This window comes from Acetobacter orientalis (genome assembly GCF_000963965.1).
GTDB lineage: Bacteria > Pseudomonadota > Alphaproteobacteria > Acetobacterales > Acetobacteraceae > Acetobacter > Acetobacter orientalis.
Window position 1 is genome coordinate 24,335 of record NZ_BAMX01000003.1, and the last position, 18,420, is coordinate 42,754.

Below are 18,420 nucleotides of genomic sequence, written 5' to 3' on the forward strand. Positions count from 1 at the left end.
CGGACAGCTTAAACATGCCCCCTCATACACCGTCTTCTCAACAAGCACGGGCTGTGCTGGCCGCCATGATGGCGGGGGTTATGGTTGTTTTTTCTTTGTGGGTTATACGGCCATTTTTACCTGCCGCCATATGGGCCGTAACGATAGGGGTTACAACATGGCCGCTTTTGCTACGCTTACAAAAAATACTCTGGGGTAGCAGGGGGTTAGCCGTAACCGTTACCACCATTTTTGCACTTTTGGTTTTTGTGCTGCCTTTTTGGCTGGCCACAACCGTTGTCATGACGCACTCTGGGGAATTGGTTAATTTTTCTCAAAATGTCATCAATTTCCGTATTCCTGCAGAGCCGCAATGGTTAGCCAACCTGCCCCTCATAGGCCACCGCACCACTGCTCTTTGGCATAAAATTGAAAATGCCCGCCTGCCCCAACTCCTTGATAGTATGCTGCCTGACGCTGGGCAAATTATTCGTTGGGCATTAAGCTATCTGGGCGGTTTTAGTATTCTGGCACTCCAGTTTTTACTAACCCTAATTATTATGGCGGTTATACAAACCAAAGGCGAAGCCGCAGCCCAACTCATGACCGACTTTGGACAAGCCCTTGCCGGAAAACGCGGCAAAGACATGGTTTTTTTAGCAGGCCGCACCATTCGGGGCGTGGCTATTGGGGTAACCGTTACCGCTTTGGTTGAAACGGCAGTAGGCGGCATTGGGCTTGAAATAACCGGCATGCCGTGGGCAAGCGTTTTAATAGCCATAACCTTTATGGCCTGCCTGCTACAGGCTGGGCCGGGTGTTACGCTTATTCCTGCTGTGCTCTGGATGTTTTTCTTTAAAGACCTGACCAGCGCCATTATTTTACTTGTAGTCACAATCTTAACAATTGTTATTGATAACCTGCTGCGGCCTTACCTTATTCGTAAACAGGCCAATATTCCGCTCATACTCATTATGGTAGGCGTTATGGGGGGCTTAGCGGGTTTTGGGCTTGTTGGTATTTTTATTGGCCCGGTTATTTTGTCTGTTACCTACACATTAATAAAAAGCTGGTTGTCAGAAGCAAAGTCTGACAACCCAACTGCACCAACAGCCCCTTAACCCACAAGCAAGGCTTACCCCCGGCTTTTTGTGCGCCCACGTTTAGGCTTTGGCTCATACCCGCCACCGCCCGGCCCTAATGGGCGGGGCACTTGGTCTTTCTTTTTACGCCGGGGGTTTGCCCCACCACTGGCTGGTTTGCCAGCAGTAGACACAGGGGCTGGTGGTGGCTCAAGCCCAAGCTGTATGGCCTCTAGGCGTTTTACCTCGTCACGCAAACGAGCGGCAGTTTCAAACTCCAGATCTGCTGCGGCTTGACGCATGCGTTTTTCAAGCCCTGCAATGGCTGCATCTAAATCTTGCCCAACAAACTCCGCAACGCCCAAATCTTCATCAGGCGTGATGGTAACATAATCTTGCTCAAACACAGACGATACAATGTCCCCTATGTTTTTACGCACACTTTTAGGTGTAATACCGTGCGCTTCGTTCCATGCCATTTGTTTTTCCCGCCGGCGGGCAGTTTCTTCAATGGCATAGCGCAAAGAGTCTGTCATTTTATCAGCATAAAGCAGCACGCGCCCTTCAACGTTACGCGCAGCACGGCCAATAGTCTGGATAAGAGAGGTACGAGAGCGCAAAAAGCCTTCTTTATCTGCGTCTAGAATAGCCACAAGAGAGCATTCGGGTATATCTAACCCTTCACGCAGTAGGTTAATGCCAATAAGCACATCAAACGCACCCACCCGCAAATCGCGAATAATTTCGATACGCTCCAATGTATCAACATCAGAGTGCAGGTAGCGCACTTTAATACCCGCTTCGTGCAAATAGTCGGTCAGGTCTTCGGCCATGCGTTTGGTAAGGGTTGTCACCAAAACGCGGCCACCTTTGGCAATAGTTGTGCGGCATTCTGCCAAAAGGTCATCAACCTGATGCTCAACAGGCCGCACATCTGTTACCGGGTCTATCAAACCTGTTGGTCTAATAACCTGTTCTGCAAAAACACCGCCGGTACGCTCCATCTCCCACGGGCCGGGGGTGGCACTTACAAACACTGTCTGGGGCCTAAACGTGTCCCACTCAGCAAAGTTAAGGGGGCGGTTGTCTAGGCAGGACGGTAGCCTAAACCCAAACTCTGCCAAAGTTGACTTACGCGCATTATCTCCACGCTCCATGCCGCCAATTTGGGGCACGGTCACGTGGCTTTCATCAACAATCAGTAAGGCATCTTCTGGTAAATATTCAAACAAAGTTGGCGGCGGGTCGCCAGGATTACGGCCAGATAAGTAACGGGAATAATTTTCAATACCTTTACACACACCTGTTGTTTCCAACATTTCAAGGTCAAAAGTGGTGCGTTGGTCTAGCCGTTCTGCCTCCAGCAGTTTGCCTTCTTTGGTAAATTTATCGAGCTGTTCACGCAGTTCTTTTTTAATACCAATATTGGCTTGGTTCAGCGTTGGCCTAGGTGTTACGTAATGGCTGTTTGCGTAAATGGTGACCTCTTGCAGGTCTGCTGTTTTTTCCCCTGTTAGGGGGTCAAATTCAATAATACCGTCAATTTCGTCGCCAAACAAAGAAATGCGCCACGCGCGGTCTTCATTCTGCACGGGAAAAATGTCTATTGTCTCACCGCGCACCCTAAACGTGCCGCGCGTAAAGGCGGCATCGTTACGGCGGTATTGTAGCTCAACCAAGCCACGCACCAGCCTGTCGCGGTCTAGCTCGCCCCCCAGTTCAACCTTAACCACCATGCGCGAATAGGTTTCAACCGAACCAATACCGTAAATGCACGAGACAGAGGCAACAATAATCACGTCATTACGCTCAAGCAGGGCTTGGGTCGCGGCATGGCGCATACGGTCAATTTGTTCGTTTATCTGGCTATCTTTTTCAATATAGGTATCAGAACGCGGCACATAGGCTTCGGGTTGGTAATAGTCGTAATAGCTTACAAAATATTCCACAGCATTATTGGGGAAAAACTGTTTCATTTCGCCATAAAGCTGGGCAGCCAAAGTTTTATTCGGGGCTAAAATAAGGGTGGGCTTTTGTGTGGCCTCAATTACTTTGGCCATGGTAAATGTTTTACCAGACCCCGTAACACCCAGCAGCACTTGGTCGCGCTCACCAGCTTCTACCCCGGCTACAAGCTCTTTTATGGCTTGGGGCTGGTCGCCCGCAGGGTCGTATTCAGACACAACCTGCATGTGCTTAAGCTTGGGCCGTACAGCCTGTTTTTCTGGCTTAAACAACACAGGCGGCAGGGCTGCTGCTTTCTCACTCAGAGAGGAACGCTTGGGAGACGCAGGACGGGAAGCTGATCGTGTGGCCATACTGCCAAGATGGGGCAGCGCCAGCCCGCCCGCAAGCCCTCTACCCGCAGTAAACACCCCTCCCGCACCGGAAAAATAACACCCCTGCCAGCACAAGCCCCCCTTTTACTGCATATGAAACAAAACCCGAGAGAGCGGCGTATGCGACAGCACAATAGCCAGCAGGCCCAGCCCAATAGCAATGCGCCCGCCTACATACGCACAACCTTGCGCTAACTCCTGCCGAGTAGCCAACTCCATAAACCGGTCTGTGCCGGTATAGGTCACAGCATTACGCTGTGTACGGTGGCGTTGTAGTTCTTGAGCGGAAAGGCCAGCTTTAGCAAAAAGCGTTGCGCAATATTGGTCTAGGTCTTCTTTGCGGTAATGACGGCCTTTTTTATCGGGCTGCACAGAGGGCGGGCCAAGACCAACAAAGTCTAACAAGCGCAATCTTTTTTCAGAAATACCTAAATATGGTGCCGCCTGTTGCCGGGTCAGAACATGCGCACGCGGAAACCGGAACACCACCCCCGGTTTCTCTCCCTGCTCTGCACGGGGCGGAAACTGTTTCATGCCCTCAAGAGTGCTGAAAAAGCAAAGAGCAAGTCAATGTAAAAGCCAGAACGCCAGCCCTGCGGTAGCCTCACGGCTGGCTTATTCGCACATGCTACAGGCTTACAAAACAGCCCGCAGCATACTGTGCGTGCTTCTTTTTAAGAACGCGCAGGGGGTGCCATAAATTCTGGCCCCACTGGGCTGGTAATGTCTTGGGCAAGAATAGCGTCAATGGCTTTTAGGTCAGCCTCGTCCAGCTTCCAGCCAAAGGCGTCATCAATACCGCTAATTTGCTCTGGTTTTCTGGCTCCCCACAAAGCAATGGTCGGCCCTTTGTCCAGCACCCAGCGTATAGCTAAGGCCAACATGCTTTTATTATGCTTGTTAGCAATAGCCTTTAGGTCTTCTACCGCTTTAAGGTACTGCCCAAACCGAGGCTGCTGAAATTTAGGGTCTGTACGGCGTAGGTCATCGCCCTCAAATTGCCGCTCAGCGGTCATACGGCCAGACAACAGGCCACGACACAATGGGCCATACGCCAAGACGGCCAAGTTGTTTTTAACCGCATAGGGCAGAACATCTTTTTCAATATCGCGCTCAAACAGGTTATACGGCGGCTGTATGGTGGCAAGCGGGGCAAATTGCGCAAACTCGTTCATTTGCTCAGGCGAGAAATTACTCACGCCCAATGCACGCACTTTACCAGCTTTAACCAATTTTTCTAACGCACGGGCGGTTTCTTCAATGGGTGTTTTGGGGTCAGGCCAGTGCACTTGGTAAAGGTCTATATGGTCTGTGCGGAGGCGGCGGAGCGAGTCTTCTACCTCCTGCGCAATACGTGCTGGCCGACTATCTCGGAACACTTTGCCGTCTTGCCAGTTTAGGCCCACTTTTGTGGCCAGAATAACGCGGTCTCTCTTACCTTCCAGCACGCGGCCAATCACGTCTTCTGAATGGCCAAAGCCGTAAACGGGGGCGGTATCAATAACGTTAATGCCCAGATCGAGTGCTTTGTCTATGGTACGGGCCGCGTTTTCATCGTCTGGCCCACCCCACATAGACCCACCAATGGCCCAAGTACCCAAAGCAATACGAGACGCTGGCTTAGCCAACCCAGAAATGGAGAGCGTTTCGGCTGTCATGGTACAGCACTCCTTACATTCGTCTTACTTACTACGGCGTTGCCTACACTGCCGCGTGGCTAGACACCTTAGGCAACACTCTTGCTGTCTTTAAACCATACTCCCCCCACGGGTTGCAAAGGCTTGGGCAGGAGGCAGCCATTCCTGCACTCCCCCCCCTTGACGCAGCAAAGGCGGCTTTTGCATTCTGCCTACATGGCAGATCTTCCCTTTTTTCCGCGCGTGGGCGTTTTGGCTGTTGTGCAGCACAATGGTAAATTTTTGCTTGTTAAGCGCGCCAAAGCACCAGATGCAGGGTTATGGGGCTTTCCCGGTGGGCGGGTTGAACCCGGTGAGACCTTACACACCGCCGCCACGCGTGAACTGCAAGAAGAAACCGGGCTAGAGGCAACTGCCACCCATGTGATCGATACGTTCGACAGCCTGCACTATGACGTGCAAGGCAACCTTATCTTTCACTACGTTATTGTTGCCCTAAATTGCACCCTCGCTACACAAGCGCATTGCACCCCCATAGCTAATGATGATGCCTTGGAAGCCCGTTGGTTTTCTTATGACGAGATCTGCGCTTTAGGGGCACACGCCTGCACGCGCTTGCAAGAACTCGCCCAAATGGCCCGGCATAGCTCTGTGCCAGACCTAAAAACACATAGTTAGTGAAAAATACGCCGCACAGCCTGTTTGGCGCGTTGTTTCATAACAACAAAAATACCCAACACCACTGCGGCATACAGGCCGCCTAACACGCTCATAGAGAGCGGTACAGCAGGCACAAGATAAGTTGGGTAATCGCACGGTTTACCCGGCAATAGCGGCATAGACGCCAAACGCTCAGCCATTGTGGTGCCATGAATATGCGGGGCATGACAGCCGGGTAAGGGGCTTGGCCACCATCCCCACTCTACCCCGGCATGGCAAAAGGCCAGCCCAACAGAGGCCACAAGCAGCGGCACGCTCAGCCAGAGCACTGGCCCACCTGCAACACCGGGCAGCAGAATATCAATGAGACCTACCAGCAACAAAATACGCCACGGCCACCGCTCAACCAAGCATAGCTCGCACGGCATAATATGCAGAATATTTTCTACCCACCATGCCACACCAAGTGCCAGCACGCTGGCCAGCACCAGAAAAAAGCCTATTTTACGATGGGCCAGAGCCGCTTTCACGCGTGTGTCTCTCCTGCAAGAGCCGTCATAAAGTCCCGCGCCCATGTCTGTGCAGTTACACGCCAAACATCGGGTTTGAGTCGCCCCCAACGGGCTTGCCGCTCAGATTGCGTCATAGTCAGGGCTTTATGCAAGGCATCTGCTATTTCATCGGCATCATGCGGGTTTACCAGCAAGGCATCTTCCATTTCTGGGGCAGCCCCAGCAAAATGGGAGAGAATAAGCACGCCGGGGTCTTCTTCATCTTGGGCGGCAACATATTCCTTGGCCACAAGGTTCATGCCGTCACGCAATGGGGTTACAAGGGCTGCATCGGCCAAGCGGTAAAACCCTGCCAGCAAATGCCGTGGCACGGGCTGGGTAATGTAGCGAATGGGTGTCCAGTCAAAATCTCCATACATGCCGTTAATGCGGCCTGCTGTTTCATCTAACTGGCGTTTGAGCAAACGGTATTCCTCAACATTCCCACGAGAGACAGGGGTAATTTGAAGATACATGACCTTACCCCGGTGCTCGGGGAAACGTTTGAGAAATGCCTCGTACCCATGAAAACGCTCTGGTAACCCTTTAGAATAATCCAGCCGGTCTACCCCAATAATTAACGGGCGGCCGCGCAGGCTTATTTGCAGGCGCTGCACATCAAAGTCATGCTCGCCTGCTTCGGCTTGCTGCACAAAGCTATCAGGGTCTATCCCAATCGGGAAAACCTGCGCTTTTTGGGCAATATTACACTGCACAAAGCCATCGTTCATGTTCCGGGCGTCGTCTTCGGTCTGTACACCCATAACTGTGTAGGCCTGCATGCTGCGCATTAAATGCTCTGCATCAGGCAAAGACTTCATCAGGCTCCATGGCGGGAACGGAATATGCAAAAAGAAGCCAATAGGGTTTGTAACCCCAAGGTCGCGCAAGGCCTGCCCTAGCGGGAACAGGTGGTAATCCTGCACCCAGATTATATCATCAGGGCGGAGTTGTTTTTTAAGCTCACGCGCAAAAAGCTGGTTGACCTCCCAGTAAACCTCTTGGTCTTTTCTGGAATAGCTCATTAACCCTGCACGGTAATGGCAAAGCGGCCATAAAATACCGTTAGAATATTTCTGGTAAAACCCATCAAATTCAGAATGGGTGAGGTCAATGGTGCTGTAGGCAACATTACGCACCTGCTCTGCACCGGCTTTGCGGTTGTCTTTATCGGCATCATCTATTTGCCGCCCCGACCAGCCAAACCATAAGCACTCGCCCTGTTTTAGAGCGTCACGCAACGCAACAGCCAGCCCTCCGGCGGGTTGCTGCCGGTCAGAAGATGACGGAACACGGTTAGAGACAATAATAAGCCGGGCCATAGTTTAACGCTCCTGCCCTACCAGCATAGACAACCAAGACCGAAAGACCGCAGGGGTCGGAAAATCTGTTGGAATACGCAAGCCCACACCTTTAAGCCTTTTGGCTGCGGCTATGCCGTCTTCATCGGTTACGTCATCCCCCACAAAAACGGGTTTGCGGCCTTCAAACGGGGCGGCTTGCATAAGCAAAGAGACGGCGTAGCCTTTATCCACCCCTGTTGGGCGTATTTCCCACGCCATTTTAGCCGCTTGCAGGTGAAAGGCGCCGTCTGCTTCGTGCATCCAACCCTCTGCCGCTTTTTTCAGGGCCGCACCGGCTTCTGGCGCGGCACGGTAGTGCAGCACAAAGCCTGCCTGTTTGTGCTCCAAACGGGTGCCGGGGTACATTTCAACCAAAGCACGGGCTTCTATCAGCCACTGCTGGGGCAAGGTTGGCAGAGCGGCCCGCTCTATGGGGCCACCGGGGCGGTGCCGTATGGCAATGCCGTGCTCACCCGCTACAGCAAAGGGTATGTCGCCTAAAAAATGGTCTATTTGGTCAATCGGGCGGCCAGAAATAACGGCCAGCGCGTCTCCGCACTTATCGCGCAGTTGGCGCAACGTGTCTGCCAAGCCATCTGGCACCACCACTGCTTCTGGGGTAGGCGCAATATCGACCAACGTTCCGTCAAAATCGAATAAAAAAGCCGCTTCGTCCAGAGCCGGAACCTGAAAGCGGAACTCATTATTAGAAATAGTACGGACCACGTGCACCTCGCCTTGTTTTATGCGGCCAAAAGCGCGCATACGCTGCGCACCATGCCTGCGACTAAACGATGCCGGAGCCAGTGGTTAAGGACAACCTGTCATACAGAAGACAGGCCATGCGTTAAGCCAGCGTAGTTAACCCTTGCGTTGGGCTGCTGGCTGTAGTGTCCTTAATATTCACCACCATATTCAGGTGCAGCGGGGCTTGCCCCCTGTGCGGGAGCGGCCCCACCTGCTGGCACTGCTTGCCCACCCTCGCCTGTGCTCTCTCCTTGCGCAGGAGCATCAGGGCCGGATGGCTGTGCTAAAACCGGAACTGCTGGCGTAGGCAGTGGCGGTGCCGCAGGGGCTACGTCATTGCCTTCACACCGCACCATGCGCACATCGTACACAGCGCTTTCAAACACACCCAAAGCAGGCTCGGCTGCTAGCATCCAGCCTTTAAACGTTGCCCCATCTGGGTGGGTATCGTGCAGTTCCAGCCACCCTGCGGCATCCGGAGATAATGTTTTGGGCCGCTGCAAGCACCGGCCCGGTGTAATATCCAAACTCTTGTAATGCGCAGTCGTTCCAACTGGCACACTTAAAAGCTCAACATGGGCGTCTAGCCTGTCTAACACCCGCACCACAGCGGTTGCCTTACCTTGCCATGTGTTAGCGGGGTAAATAGCCGGGGGGGCCAAAGCTTCACCCGTTGCATGGGCCATAGACACAGACAGCCCCACACAGGCCACACTCAGGCAACCCACAACACGCTTACGTACGCCAAAGCTCATGCTGCATGCCCCACTTTGGGAGAGACAAGGCCTGCAATAAGATCTGTCAATTTCTGGCGCATATCGTGCTCGCTTACCCCCATTAAAACCGCGTCTTCAAAGGCGTCTTGCACAATGCTGTGCAATTCTTCCCAATTTTCTTCCAGAACACGCAGTTTTTCCGTGCAGGTTACTGGCTGAGCATCATCTTGCAACCAGAGCATTTGCTTTCCCATAACGCGACCTTATTTCCGATACATGGCCAGAGTGTGGCTTAAGGCTGGTCTGTTTTGCCCGCAGCTTCTGGTGCCGCACCATTTGCCGGTGTGGCCTCTTTATCTGCCGCATCTTTATTGGCGCGGGTTAGGGTGTCGGTTACAGAGAAAATGAATTTGCTCAACAATTGCTCAAGGCTAATCGCGCCCTGCGTCTGGTTAATGGTGCTGCCCGCTTTAAGGGTGCTGTCATCACCACCGGGGGAGAGGGCAATGTATTTACCGCCCAGCAGGCTGTCGCTGGTAATAATAGCCGCACTATCGGTAGGCAATTTAATATCAGGCCGCACGGTAAAAGTAACTTCAGCCTTATAAGTGGCGGGGTTAACCCGCTCTTGGGTTACTTGGCCAACCGTTACCCCTGCCAGCCTTACGTCTGAGCCAACGCCCAAACCATCAATATGGCCAAAGCTGGCATGCAGGGCATAGCCTGTGCTGTCTGTTTTGCGGCCTTCACCTACAATGGCTGCCACCAACATAAGGGCAAGACCCAGCAGCACCGCAACACCGGTAATAAGTTCTGCCATATTGCGCCGGGCTGGAGCCGTGGTAACTGAAGCCATAGACGTGTGCACTCCCTGAATGAACGGAGAGGTTAGCAGGTAAAGCAGCTTACCAACACCGTGCCTCTCCCCTTTTTCTGTAGCAGGGAATGCTTTTTAGATCACGCCTCTGGCACCCAAGATTCGTAATCTCCTTGCGCGGCAGGTTTACGGCCCAAGTTATAGGCACTCCCTGCTGGGCGGTAAGCTTGGGCCGTACCAGTCTGGTTTGGCACGTGGGGTACCTGCCACGGCTTGCGCTCTTCTGGCGCAATAGGGGCATCCAGCATATGGTGCAACCACCCCCACCACTCTGGTGGCACGGCTGAAGGGTCTTCGCCCTTTAGGTAGATCACCCATCGTTCTGGCCGGTCTATCCCTCCGCCCTTGCGGGCTAGGCCGGTCGATTCGTAGTAGCAGCGCCCCTGGTCATCTTTACCAACCAGGCGCCCCTTGCGGCGCGTGTAAAGCCGTGTTCCGAGATTTGCCATGACTCGCATAATAATGCGCGGTTTATAGCCCGGTCTATGCCTTTTAAAGGGCTACCCGATCAACTGCGCTCGAGCAGGGCAAAAGTTATCCCCCATATCCTCATTATACTAACCATTGTATCGCGTTTGGGGCTGTTTGAGCGGGTTACACTGCTCTTGGTGGCAGGAGTAAGCTTGCACCATGACAAGAGCCAGACGCCATTGGAGTGGTGTGCTCATGAGCACATTACAGGCCGCAGCAGACCCGGATGCCCCTTTGCGCTCCGTCCTGTTGCCCGCAGAGTGGGATGCCGAAGCTGCTGCCGCGCTGGCACAGCTGGTGCCCGGAACAGATGCTATTGACCTTGCTCGCGTGGCCTCACGCTGGGTAGAGGCCCTAACGCAAGACGATGCAACGGCCCGCTCGCTCACGTGGCTTTTGCTCATGCGCCAAGCCGCCCCAACCGAGAGTGTCTGGACTTGCACGTTTGACCGGCCACCCGGCTTTATTGTTAATTTGGCAGCCTTTGTGACACCGGGTGAAGGCTTTAGCGCCGAAACCTTTGTAGCGGCCCTGCGCCTGTTAAGCTGCGTGTTGCGCGACACAGCCCAAACACGCGCCAACCAGCGCAATGGTGAGCTGCCGCTGCCCGGCCTGTTTGCCACCACAGCGGCCCCAGTCCCCACGCAGGCAGATGCCCCAGCGCAAGACGACCCCACGCAACCCGCCCTGGCAGGCACACTGTTACTGACCAACCTAGATGCCTGCCTTGCTGGTGTCGGGCTGGATTATGATAGTGAAGATGGCCGCGCCGCCGCCTGCGCCATTGCAGCCCTAACCACCCTTACCGCGCATTGCGGTTGCGGGCCGGAGTCTCTCCCCCTGCCCCCCGTACGCACAGTACTGCCGGGCTTGGGTGAAACCCTGCGCGCTGTCTGGGCAGAAGCCGCCGTTGAAACTGAAAACCCCCTTGCTTTTATAGAAACAGGGTTTTCTAACTCTGCCGCAGTTGATGGTATTTTGGGTGTTGAGGCCTGTGGTCTCGCCCCTGTATTTTCGCTTTTACGGCCCGATGGGCAGTTAGCCCAAAGCACGCTTAACCGCCTAGATGCCCGCGGCTTTACCGCAGAAACCGCACTGGCCGCAGCCCTAGCGGGCGAGAGTGTGTTGCCCCTACCCGGCGCCACGGCCCACATGGCTATGTACCGTGCCTTAAGCGGCTTTATTGACCGCCTACCCGCCAAGCCAGACCCCGCAGACCAACCCCTCAACCAAAAGCTGGAACGCGGCATGCGCCGTGCCCTACCGCACAGGCATGGCGGCTTTACGCAAAAAACCGCTATCGGGGGCCACCGGCTCTTTTTACGCACCGGTGAATATGAAGACGGCACATTGGGCGAACTGTGCCTAACCCCCACGCGCGAAAGTGCAATGGTAAAAGGTCTTATGGAAAGCTTTGGGGAGGCCGTAAGTATTGGCCTACAATATGGTGCCCCGCTGGAAGAATACGTGAACAGCTTTGCGTATTCCTGCTTTGGCCCGGCTGGCACTGTAGAGGGCGACCCAGTTGCGACCTATGCCACCTCCATGCTCGACTATGCCTTCCGTGCATTGTCTGAGGCATATCTGGACAAAAAGCTGCCAGATGGCCCCCACCAAGACATGCAAGGCGAGCCTGACCCACTTCTCCCCCTTGATTTCCCCGGAGATGGAGGCGACCCTCCTCCGCGCAAGCGGGGCAGCTTACGCTTGGTTGTAAGCTAACCCCCGCCTTGCACGGCCTGTATACCAGTACGGAAAGAGAGAATAAGAGATGAGCACAACACCAGAAGCCCGCCTTGCCGCCCTTGGCATTACCCTGCCCACACCTGCGGCCCCTGTTGCCAACTATGTTGCCTGCGTACAAACCGGCTCTTTACTTATTGTGTCTGGCCAGTTGCCGCTGGCTAATGGCAAGCTGTTTGCAACCGGTAAGCTGGGCGGTGCCGTTTCTGTTGAAACAGCAGTTGAGGCAGCCCGCTACAGCATGATTAACGTTATTGCGCAGGTTAAAGCCGCTGTAGGTGACCTAAGCCGCGTTAAGCGCGTTGTGCGCCTTGGGGGTTTTATTGCCTGCACCCCAGAATTTACCGCGCATGCGTCTGTCATGAATGGGGCGTCCGACCTTGCGGTTGAGGTCTTTGGCGATGCAGGTCGCCATGCGCGCTCTACCGTTGGCGTGCCCTCACTCCCGCTTGACGCACCAGTTGAAGTCGAAGGATTGTTTGAAATCGACTAATACTCACTCCGCATAAGGACATGCCATGCCAGACTGGTCTATAAAACTCCATGATGGCATGCAGTCTTTTACCCCAACCGAGTGGGATACCTGCGCTGGGGCAGATAACCCCTTTGTCAGCCATGCGTTTCTTTCTGCCTTAGAAGAAAGTCGATCTGTCTCGGCCCGCACAGGCTGGCTGGCCCAACATGTTAGCCTGCATGCACCAGATGGCACACTGGCAGCCGTATGCCCCGCCTATTTAAAAGGCCACTCGTGGGGGGAATATGTGTTTGACCAAGGCTGGGCACGCGCCTTTGAGGCCGCTGGTGGCAGCTATTACCCCAAACTACAAATAGCTGTCCCTTTTACGCCTGCACCCGGCCCCCGCCTTTTGGTGCACCCCAATGCCCCGCCAGAAACCGCAACGGTTTTAGCTGATGCACTCCGCCAGATATGCGGCCAGCTACAACTTTCTTCGGCACATGTTACTTTTTGCACCACGCAAAATAGCACAACCCTAAGCCAACGCGGCTGGCTGCCACGGCTGGGCATGCAATACCACTGGCATAATAACGGCTACCAAACATTTGACGATTTTTTAGCAGCCCTTTCCTCTCGCAAGCGCAAAGTGCTCAAGCGTGAACGGCGCGATGCCAACGCCGCAGGCCTAACTTTTGAAACCCTACGCGGCGCAGACATAACCCCCGCAGACTGGGACGCCTTTTACCAGTTTTACCAAAACACAATTGATCGCAAATGGGGCAGCGCCTACCTCACCCGTAGTTTTTTCTCGCTGCTGTCTGAAAAACTAGGTGAGCGTGTTGTGCTTATGGTAGCCCGCCACGGCCCCCAGCCCGTAGCGGCAGCTCTTAATTTAGTGGGTACAGACACACTCTATGGCCGTAACTGGGGCTGCGTAGGCACATGGCCCTTTTTGCATTTTGAGCTGTGTTATTACCGCGCCATAGAGTTTGCTATTGCCAACGGCCTAAAGCGGGTAGAGGCAGGTGCTCAGGGTGAGCATAAAATTCAACGGGGCTACACCCCAAGCCTTACCCACTCTGCCCATTGGATAGAAAACCCCTCTTTCAGGGCCAGTGTTGCCGCCTTTTTAGAGCAAGAACGCACCGCCATACAGCAAGAGGCACAAGCCCTTACGGCCCTTAGCCCCTACAAGCAGGAGCTGGAATGAAAATACCCAGCCCTTACGCTAAAAGCCCCAACCACAGCTTAGGCTAAGCCCAACCCCGCAACACCATTCCAGCCTCTGCCACACCATAGCCCAGCCGGGTACCGGCCTTATATGCCCTGCCAAGCATTGTCCCGCCCGGCTTTTTTGCGTATGCCACAGCAGAGCTGACAGCCTTTTTTAACCTTCAGTTTTGCCCGGCAGCAGGAACGATGAGCACATCTCCCACCCTCTCCCCAGACCATCAGGCCTCCCTCATTGACGGCAAAGCCTTTGCCGCCAACCTCCGCAACCAGATCCGTGATGATGTGCGCACCTTCCATGATGCACACGGCGTAACCCCCGGCCTGGCTGTTATTTTAGTTGGCAACGACCCCGCCAGCGAAGTGTATGTGCGCAACAAAGCCATACAAACCCACCACGCTGGCATGCGCTCGTTTATGCACATGTTGCCAGAAACCACGACCGAAGAAGAACTTCTGGCCTTAATTGAGCGCCTGAACAAAGACTCCGAAATTCATGGTATTCTGGTGCAGTTGCCCTTACCCAATGGGTTAGATGCGCGCCGGGTTACCAACGCCATTCGGCCAGAAAAAGATGTCGATGGTCTGGGTGAAATTAATGCAGGCCGCCTGTCTATTGGCCTACCAAGCCTAATACCCTGCACCCCTTTAGGCTGCCTTTTACTGCTTAAAGACCAATTGGGCGATATGCGCGGCAAACACGCCGTTGTTATTGGCTGCTCCAACCTTGTTGGTAAGCCGCTCTCCTTGCTGCTGCTGGCAGAAGGCTGCACAGTGTCTATTGCGCATATTCATACGCAAGATACAGCCGCACTGGCCCGCCAAGCTGATATTTTGGTTGTTGCCACCGGGTGCAGCGGCCTTGTGCGCGGAGACTGGATTAAACCCGGCGCAACAGTCATAGACGTAGGCATTACCCGCATTACCCTAGACAACGGCAAAACCCGGCTTGTAGGTGACGTCGCGTTTGATGAAGCCGTAAAGGTTGCGGGCCGCATTACCCCAGTGCCCGGCGGTGTAGGCCCCATGACCATTGCCTGCTTGCTTAAAAACACCCTGAGTGCAGCAAAACTTTTAGTAACTGGTAAAGCGGAATGAGCTTAAGTCGCCTCTCTGTTGAGCTTATCCCGCGTAGCGCAGACGCATTGCGGGACGATATTGCAGCCGTAAAACAGCTCCTACCTGCTGCTGATACGCTCAACATTCCCGACCTTATGCGCTTCCCCCTACGCAGTTGGGATGCCGCTGCCCAAATGCAGCCTTTATTCCCTCGTATTGTACCGCATGTCAGAGCCATTGATATAGCGCCAGATGCCCCTTTACCCGGTGCCAACCAACCGGGTTTGGAAGAAGTGCTTGTGGTACATGGCGACCCACCGGCAGACCTTGCACACCGCACTTACCGCAACAGCACAGAAAGCATTATTCGCCGTTACAAAAAAGAAGCGCCTCACCTTCGTATTTACGCAGCTTTCGACCCCTATCGCCGCGCCCCGTGGCACGAATTAGAAGAGATAGCACGTAAAAAAGAAGCCGGAGCCGAAGGTTTTTTTACCCAACCCGTGTTTGACCTCAAACTTTTTGACCTCTGCCGGGAATGGCTCAGTGGCGAGACTGTTTTCTGGGGCTTGTCTCCGGTTATTGGCCCACGCTCCCGCTCTTATTGGGAAACAACAAACCGTGTTGTTTTTCCAAAAAATTTTGTACCAACATTAGAAGCAAACATTACCTTTGCACAAACAGTCCTGAAAAGCCTTGCAACAGACAAAGGGCATGTCTACCTCATGCCGCTCCGTGTAAAGCTGGAGCAGTATCTACCCGCATTACAAGCCGTACTGTCTTAATAACCTTTATATGCAAGGCTATAGTTCTCTCTTATAGCCTTGCATGCACAGCCTCTTATTGTCTGCTGCTTATTGCACACAGCCACAGGCGCTTCGATTCTCTTATTTTCAGTATAGTTTAAATAAAACGAACAAAATTAACTAAAAATACTGCATTTAGTTTTGTTTTATAAAACAAATTCTTGAATTTTCTCCGTTTCTATCTTCATGATGTCCAGTATGTGAAAAAAAATCCACTTTTCACCCCTTAAGTTAACATATTTTTCATGAGTTTTCTGTAATATTTCTGTGTTGGTCAATAACAAACGCTTCCTTCTGGTTGCGTAGACGTACAGGAAGAAAAAACCATGCAGCGCTCAGCTTGCAAAACTTACAACAAAGAACACAAAGGTTTTCTACCTTTGTTGAATTCTTTGCAGCAAGGGGCATGGAGCTGGGTGTTGTTGCCTGAAAAACTGGCTAACACGTCTGCGTTGTTTATAACCAATACATCCTATAACAGTCTGCCTTGCTCTTCTCTTTTGGCAATACCTGCCCAACGCAAAACACAGACAGTTCTATGTTTGTTTGGTTTATCTGCTTTTTCCTTCAGCCACACATCTGCGTGGTTTCCGGCTGCACAGAATATGCGCTTGCAAGTTCGGGTGCAGTTTCTTGGTCTTATCCGTTACAAAAACGGTTTTTCCAAAATAACCAAACATAAGGCATAAGAAAATGACAATAGGACTTCTCTGGTGGCTGTGGTGCCATCGGCGACCACCTTGCCCGTGCTTTCTACCCGGCACCATGCTGGCAACAGATCAACGAGACAAAGCTGTTGAACAGTTTCAGGTTGGCGATCTTATTAAAACATATGACTGGAAAACGAATTCCTCATATTACAAACCTGTTGTGTGGGTCGGCAAGCAGCGCGCCGAGATAGACCGTAACCTGCCAGATGACCGCGCAGGCTATCCTGTGCGTATTTTGGCCAATGCGTTTTCAACCGGCCTACCTTACAAAGACATGCTGGTAACGGCAGAGCATTGCCTCTTCTTTAATGGGGGTTTTGTGCCAGTTCGTATGCTCATAAACGGTCGCTCGATTTTTTATGACAAATCGTTCTCGGCGTACGAATACTACCATATCGAAACGCAGGAGCACTCTGTGATTGTTGCCGATGGCACATTAACAGAAAGCTACCTGAATACCGGCAACCATGCGTCTTTCCAACAGGAAGGAAAAATCGTGAGCCTGCCAAACCAAACCAGACCCAAAACATGGGAAGACGATGCCGCAGCCCCTCTGATTGTTGACCGGGACAAGGTTGAACCCTTGCACGCCCAGTTTACAAATAAGGCGATAGAAGCTGGCATTGAAAGCAAAATTGCCGAACCGGAACTCACGCATGACCCTGACCTGCACCTGATTACGGAATCTGGCCACGTCATTCGTAAAATACGTGAAAAAGACGGTAGTATTGTCTTTATGGTGCCACCAGACGTTTCAACCGTTCGTCTTGTTTCTCGGGTTTCCCGGCCGGTTGATACTATCGGGCCCTATGTCGATGACCGACGCCAACTTGGTGTGCTGGTTAGCGATATTACCTTCTTTGAAGGTGGAAAAACGCGTAGCATTACAGAGCATTTAAAAAATCCAGACCTAACAGGCTGGAACCCGTCTGAACAAGACACATCACGGTGGAGCAGCGGCAATGCCGTGCTACCCCTAGGCCCGCGCCGCCCCCGCAGCATTGGTATGCTGGCCATTAAGGTGCTGACCTCTGGCCCATACCTTATTGAACAAGAGCCAGAACACGCGGCCCCTGTCCGGGCATAGCGCCCTGCTTAGCGCATAACACAGAGAAAACCCCACTTTCAAAAAATGAAAGTGGGGTTTTTCTTTAACTATGCAGCATGCTTTTAAACGCTCTTACTCACCATACACTGCGGTTAGGGTTGCGGCCCCTAATGTATGGTGGTGCACCATAAAACCAACCAAGGCCGGGCTGGCCTCTGGTGTAATGTCCAACGCAGGCACATCAAGCGCATGCACGGTAAAAACATAGTGGTGCTTACGCCCCGGTGGCGGGGCGGCTCCGCCATAACCCGGCTGCCCAAAATCTGTTCGTACCTGCACGGCCTGTGCAGGTAAACCAGCTTTACCAGAACCTGCCCCTTCAGGCAGGCTGGTTACGTTTGCCGGAATATTCGCCACAACCCAATGCCACCACCCAGAACCGGTCGGGGCATCGGGGTCGTATACCGTTACCACAAAACTTTGGGTGCCTTGGGGCACGCCATGCCACGCCAGCGCGGGTGAAAGATTTTGCCCGCTTTGCCCCATGCCATTAAAAACCTGTGCCTGCGGCAGGGTGTCCCCATTTTTAAAGGCTGGGCTGGTTAACACAAATGTCATGGCTGTGCTCCTTACTGTATTTTGGGCTTACCAGTTTTTGCTAATCAGCCAGAATTCTTCAGACGTGAGGGTAACAGCTTTCCCCGCGTCAGATTCTGCCGCGGCACGGGCCAGAGCCTCAATACGCTCAATCATAATTACTTTACGCTGGTGCGCTTCAGAGGTTTCTTGAGCTGCATGCAGCACACCCAAAGAGGTTTTGGCAGCACTTGCTACGCGTGCGGCATCAAGTAGAGCATAAGACATTCGGTCATATCCTTACATATCGGTCAAAAAATACCTGATAAATCTGGCTGTTGCAGGCGCGTTGTTCAAGCCCTACCCTTACACATACCCTTTAGGGAGCA

General features: G+C 53.1%; 20 protein-coding genes. 8 read left to right on the forward strand and 12 right to left on the reverse strand.

Features of this window, described 5'->3' with window-relative positions:
* The first annotated feature begins 14 nt into the window (after positions 1–14).
* Positions 15–1,100, forward strand: coding sequence for an AI-2E family transporter (locus Abor_RS01200; RefSeq protein ID WP_048840017.1), 1,086 nt, complete (start codon positions 15–17; stop codon positions 1,098–1,100).
* 14 nt (positions 1,101–1,114) lie between these two features.
* On the opposite strand, the gene uvrB is transcribed toward Abor_RS01200, so the two are convergent.
* The 3 genes from uvrB to Abor_RS01215 form a co-directional block, all read right to left on the reverse strand.
* On the reverse strand, positions 1,115–3,379 hold the full coding sequence (gene uvrB / locus Abor_RS01205; protein WP_048840087.1) for an excinuclease ABC subunit UvrB: 2,265 nt from the start codon (positions 3,377–3,379) through the stop codon (positions 1,115–1,117).
* A 105-nt stretch (positions 3,380–3,484) separates the two neighbouring features.
* Positions 3,485–3,934 (reverse strand): hypothetical protein, encoded by a 450-nt coding sequence (locus tag Abor_RS01210; protein ID WP_048840018.1) that lies wholly within the window; start codon positions 3,932–3,934, stop codon positions 3,485–3,487.
* Between the two features lie 140 nt (positions 3,935–4,074).
* On the reverse strand, positions 4,075–5,058 hold the full coding sequence (locus tag Abor_RS01215; RefSeq protein WP_048840019.1) for an aldo/keto reductase: 984 nt from the start codon (positions 5,056–5,058) through the stop codon (positions 4,075–4,077).
* 195 nt (positions 5,059–5,253) lie between these two features.
* Here Abor_RS01215 and Abor_RS01220 point away from each other — a divergent pair, with 195 nt between their 5' ends.
* Positions 5,254–5,715, forward strand: a complete 462-nt coding sequence (locus tag Abor_RS01220; RefSeq protein ID WP_048840088.1) for an NUDIX hydrolase — start codon at positions 5,254–5,256, stop codon at positions 5,713–5,715.
* Here the strand turns inward: Abor_RS01220 and Abor_RS01225 are convergent.
* From Abor_RS01225 to Abor_RS01255, 7 genes are all read right to left on the reverse strand, one after another.
* Entirely contained in the window at positions 5,712–6,227 is a 516-nt protein-coding gene (locus tag Abor_RS01225) for a disulfide bond formation protein B (RefSeq protein ID WP_048840020.1), read from the reverse strand. The genes Abor_RS01220 and Abor_RS01225 overlap by 4 nt on opposite strands.
* Positions 6,224–7,570 carry an alpha,alpha-trehalose-phosphate synthase (UDP-forming) gene (locus Abor_RS01230; protein ID WP_048840021.1) on the reverse strand — a complete coding sequence of 449 codons (1,347 nt, stop codon included), beginning with the start codon at positions 7,568–7,570 and terminating at the stop codon, positions 6,224–6,226. Before Abor_RS01230 ends, Abor_RS01225 begins: the two co-directional genes overlap by 4 nt.
* Before the next feature lie 3 nt (positions 7,571–7,573).
* Positions 7,574–8,317 (reverse strand): trehalose-phosphatase, encoded by a 744-nt coding sequence (otsB, locus tag Abor_RS01235; RefSeq protein ID WP_048840089.1) that lies wholly within the window; start codon positions 8,315–8,317, stop codon positions 7,574–7,576.
* A gap of 170 nt (positions 8,318–8,487) precedes the next feature.
* The gene (locus Abor_RS01240; RefSeq protein ID WP_244877850.1) at positions 8,488–9,093 is read right to left on the reverse strand and encodes a DUF2155 domain-containing protein; all 606 of its coding nucleotides are present in this window, start codon (positions 9,091–9,093) and stop codon (positions 8,488–8,490) included.
* On the reverse strand, positions 9,090–9,308 hold the full coding sequence (locus Abor_RS01245; RefSeq protein ID WP_048840022.1) for a hypothetical protein: 219 nt from the start codon (positions 9,306–9,308) through the stop codon (positions 9,090–9,092). Before Abor_RS01245 ends, Abor_RS01240 begins: the two co-directional genes overlap by 4 nt.
* 38 nt (positions 9,309–9,346) lie before the next feature.
* The gene (gene mlaD / locus Abor_RS01250; RefSeq protein ID WP_048840023.1) at positions 9,347–9,910 is read right to left on the reverse strand and encodes an outer membrane lipid asymmetry maintenance protein MlaD; all 564 of its coding nucleotides are present in this window, start codon (positions 9,908–9,910) and stop codon (positions 9,347–9,349) included.
* A gap of 101 nt (positions 9,911–10,011) precedes the next feature.
* Positions 10,012–10,380: an NADH:ubiquinone oxidoreductase subunit NDUFA12 gene (locus Abor_RS01255; protein ID WP_048840024.1), complete on the reverse strand. Its 369-nt coding sequence runs from the start codon at positions 10,378–10,380 to the stop codon at positions 10,012–10,014.
* A 181-nt stretch (positions 10,381–10,561) separates the two neighbouring features.
* Here Abor_RS01255 and Abor_RS01260 point away from each other — a divergent pair, with 181 nt between their 5' ends.
* The 6 genes from Abor_RS01260 (at position 10,562) to Abor_RS01285 (ending at position 17,494) form a co-directional block, all read left to right on the forward strand.
* A complete protein-coding gene (locus Abor_RS01260; protein WP_048840025.1) occupies positions 10,562–12,124 on the forward strand; it encodes a TSCPD domain-containing protein in 1,563 nt (520 codons plus the stop codon).
* A gap of 49 nt (positions 12,125–12,173) precedes the next feature.
* Positions 12,174–12,638, forward strand: coding sequence for a RidA family protein (locus tag Abor_RS01265; RefSeq protein ID WP_048840026.1), 465 nt, complete (start codon positions 12,174–12,176; stop codon positions 12,636–12,638).
* Between the two features lie 25 nt (positions 12,639–12,663).
* Positions 12,664–13,812, forward strand: coding sequence for a GNAT family N-acetyltransferase (locus Abor_RS01270; protein ID WP_048840027.1), 1,149 nt, complete (start codon positions 12,664–12,666; stop codon positions 13,810–13,812).
* Between the two features lie 209 nt (positions 13,813–14,021).
* Positions 14,022–14,930 (forward strand): bifunctional methylenetetrahydrofolate dehydrogenase/methenyltetrahydrofolate cyclohydrolase FolD, encoded by a 909-nt coding sequence (gene folD / locus Abor_RS01275; RefSeq protein WP_048840028.1) that lies wholly within the window; start codon positions 14,022–14,024, stop codon positions 14,928–14,930.
* The gene (locus Abor_RS01280; RefSeq protein ID WP_048840029.1) at positions 14,927–15,676 is read left to right on the forward strand and encodes a methylenetetrahydrofolate reductase; all 750 of its coding nucleotides are present in this window, start codon (positions 14,927–14,929) and stop codon (positions 15,674–15,676) included. Before folD ends, Abor_RS01280 begins: the two co-directional genes overlap by 4 nt.
* Positions 15,677–16,390: 714 nt before the next feature.
* Complete coding sequence (locus tag Abor_RS01285; protein WP_084594310.1) at positions 16,391–17,494, forward strand: Hint domain-containing protein; 1,104 nt, start codon at positions 16,391–16,393, stop codon at positions 17,492–17,494.
* Between the two features lie 93 nt (positions 17,495–17,587).
* Here the strand turns inward: Abor_RS01285 and Abor_RS01290 are convergent, their stop codons facing one another.
* Both Abor_RS01290 and Abor_RS01295 read right to left on the reverse strand, forming a co-directional pair.
* A complete protein-coding gene (locus Abor_RS01290; RefSeq protein ID WP_048840031.1) occupies positions 17,588–18,073 on the reverse strand; it encodes a kinase inhibitor in 486 nt (161 codons plus the stop codon).
* Between the two features lie 27 nt (positions 18,074–18,100).
* Positions 18,101–18,319, reverse strand: a complete 219-nt coding sequence (locus Abor_RS01295; protein WP_048840032.1) for a hypothetical protein — start codon at positions 18,317–18,319, stop codon at positions 18,101–18,103.
* Positions 18,320–18,420 lie beyond the last annotated feature (101 nt).

Bases quoted from the DNA above. Each gene is read 5' to 3' on its own strand.
- Abor_RS01200 (WP_048840017.1), top strand. From the start codon at position 15: ATGCCCCCTCATACACCGTCTTCTCAACAAGCACGGGCTGTGCTGGCC.
- uvrB (WP_048840087.1), bottom strand. From the start codon at position 3,379: ATGGCCACACGATCAGCTTCCCGTCCTGCGTCTCCCAAGCGTTCCTCT.
- Abor_RS01210 (WP_048840018.1), bottom strand. From the start codon at position 3,934: ATGAAACAGTTTCCGCCCCGTGCAGAGCAGGGAGAGAAACCGGGGGTG.
- Abor_RS01215 (WP_048840019.1), bottom strand. From the start codon at position 5,058: ATGACAGCCGAAACGCTCTCCATTTCTGGGTTGGCTAAGCCAGCGTCT.
- Abor_RS01220 (WP_048840088.1), top strand. From the start codon at position 5,254: ATGGCAGATCTTCCCTTTTTTCCGCGCGTGGGCGTTTTGGCTGTTGTG.
- Abor_RS01230 (WP_048840021.1), bottom strand. From the start codon at position 7,570: ATGGCCCGGCTTATTATTGTCTCTAACCGTGTTCCGTCATCTTCTGAC.
- Abor_RS01240 (WP_244877850.1), bottom strand. From the start codon at position 9,093: ATGAGCTTTGGCGTACGTAAGCGTGTTGTGGGTTGCCTGAGTGTGGCC.
- Abor_RS01245 (WP_048840022.1), bottom strand. From the start codon at position 9,308: ATGGGAAAGCAAATGCTCTGGTTGCAAGATGATGCTCAGCCAGTAACC.
- mlaD (WP_048840023.1), bottom strand. From the start codon at position 9,910: ATGGCTTCAGTTACCACGGCTCCAGCCCGGCGCAATATGGCAGAACTT.
- Abor_RS01255 (WP_048840024.1), bottom strand. From the start codon at position 10,380: ATGGCAAATCTCGGAACACGGCTTTACACGCGCCGCAAGGGGCGCCTG.
- Abor_RS01260 (WP_048840025.1), top strand. From the start codon at position 10,562: ATGACAAGAGCCAGACGCCATTGGAGTGGTGTGCTCATGAGCACATTA.
- Abor_RS01265 (WP_048840026.1), top strand. From the start codon at position 12,174: ATGAGCACAACACCAGAAGCCCGCCTTGCCGCCCTTGGCATTACCCTG.
- Abor_RS01270 (WP_048840027.1), top strand. From the start codon at position 12,664: ATGCCAGACTGGTCTATAAAACTCCATGATGGCATGCAGTCTTTTACC.
- folD (WP_048840028.1), top strand. From the start codon at position 14,022: ATGAGCACATCTCCCACCCTCTCCCCAGACCATCAGGCCTCCCTCATT.
- Abor_RS01280 (WP_048840029.1), top strand. From the start codon at position 14,927: ATGAGCTTAAGTCGCCTCTCTGTTGAGCTTATCCCGCGTAGCGCAGAC.
- Abor_RS01285 (WP_084594310.1), top strand. From the start codon at position 16,391: ATGACAATAGGACTTCTCTGGTGGCTGTGGTGCCATCGGCGACCACCT.
- Abor_RS01290 (WP_048840031.1), bottom strand. From the start codon at position 18,073: ATGACATTTGTGTTAACCAGCCCAGCCTTTAAAAATGGGGACACCCTG.
- Abor_RS01295 (WP_048840032.1), bottom strand. From the start codon at position 18,319: ATGTCTTATGCTCTACTTGATGCCGCACGCGTAGCAAGTGCTGCCAAA.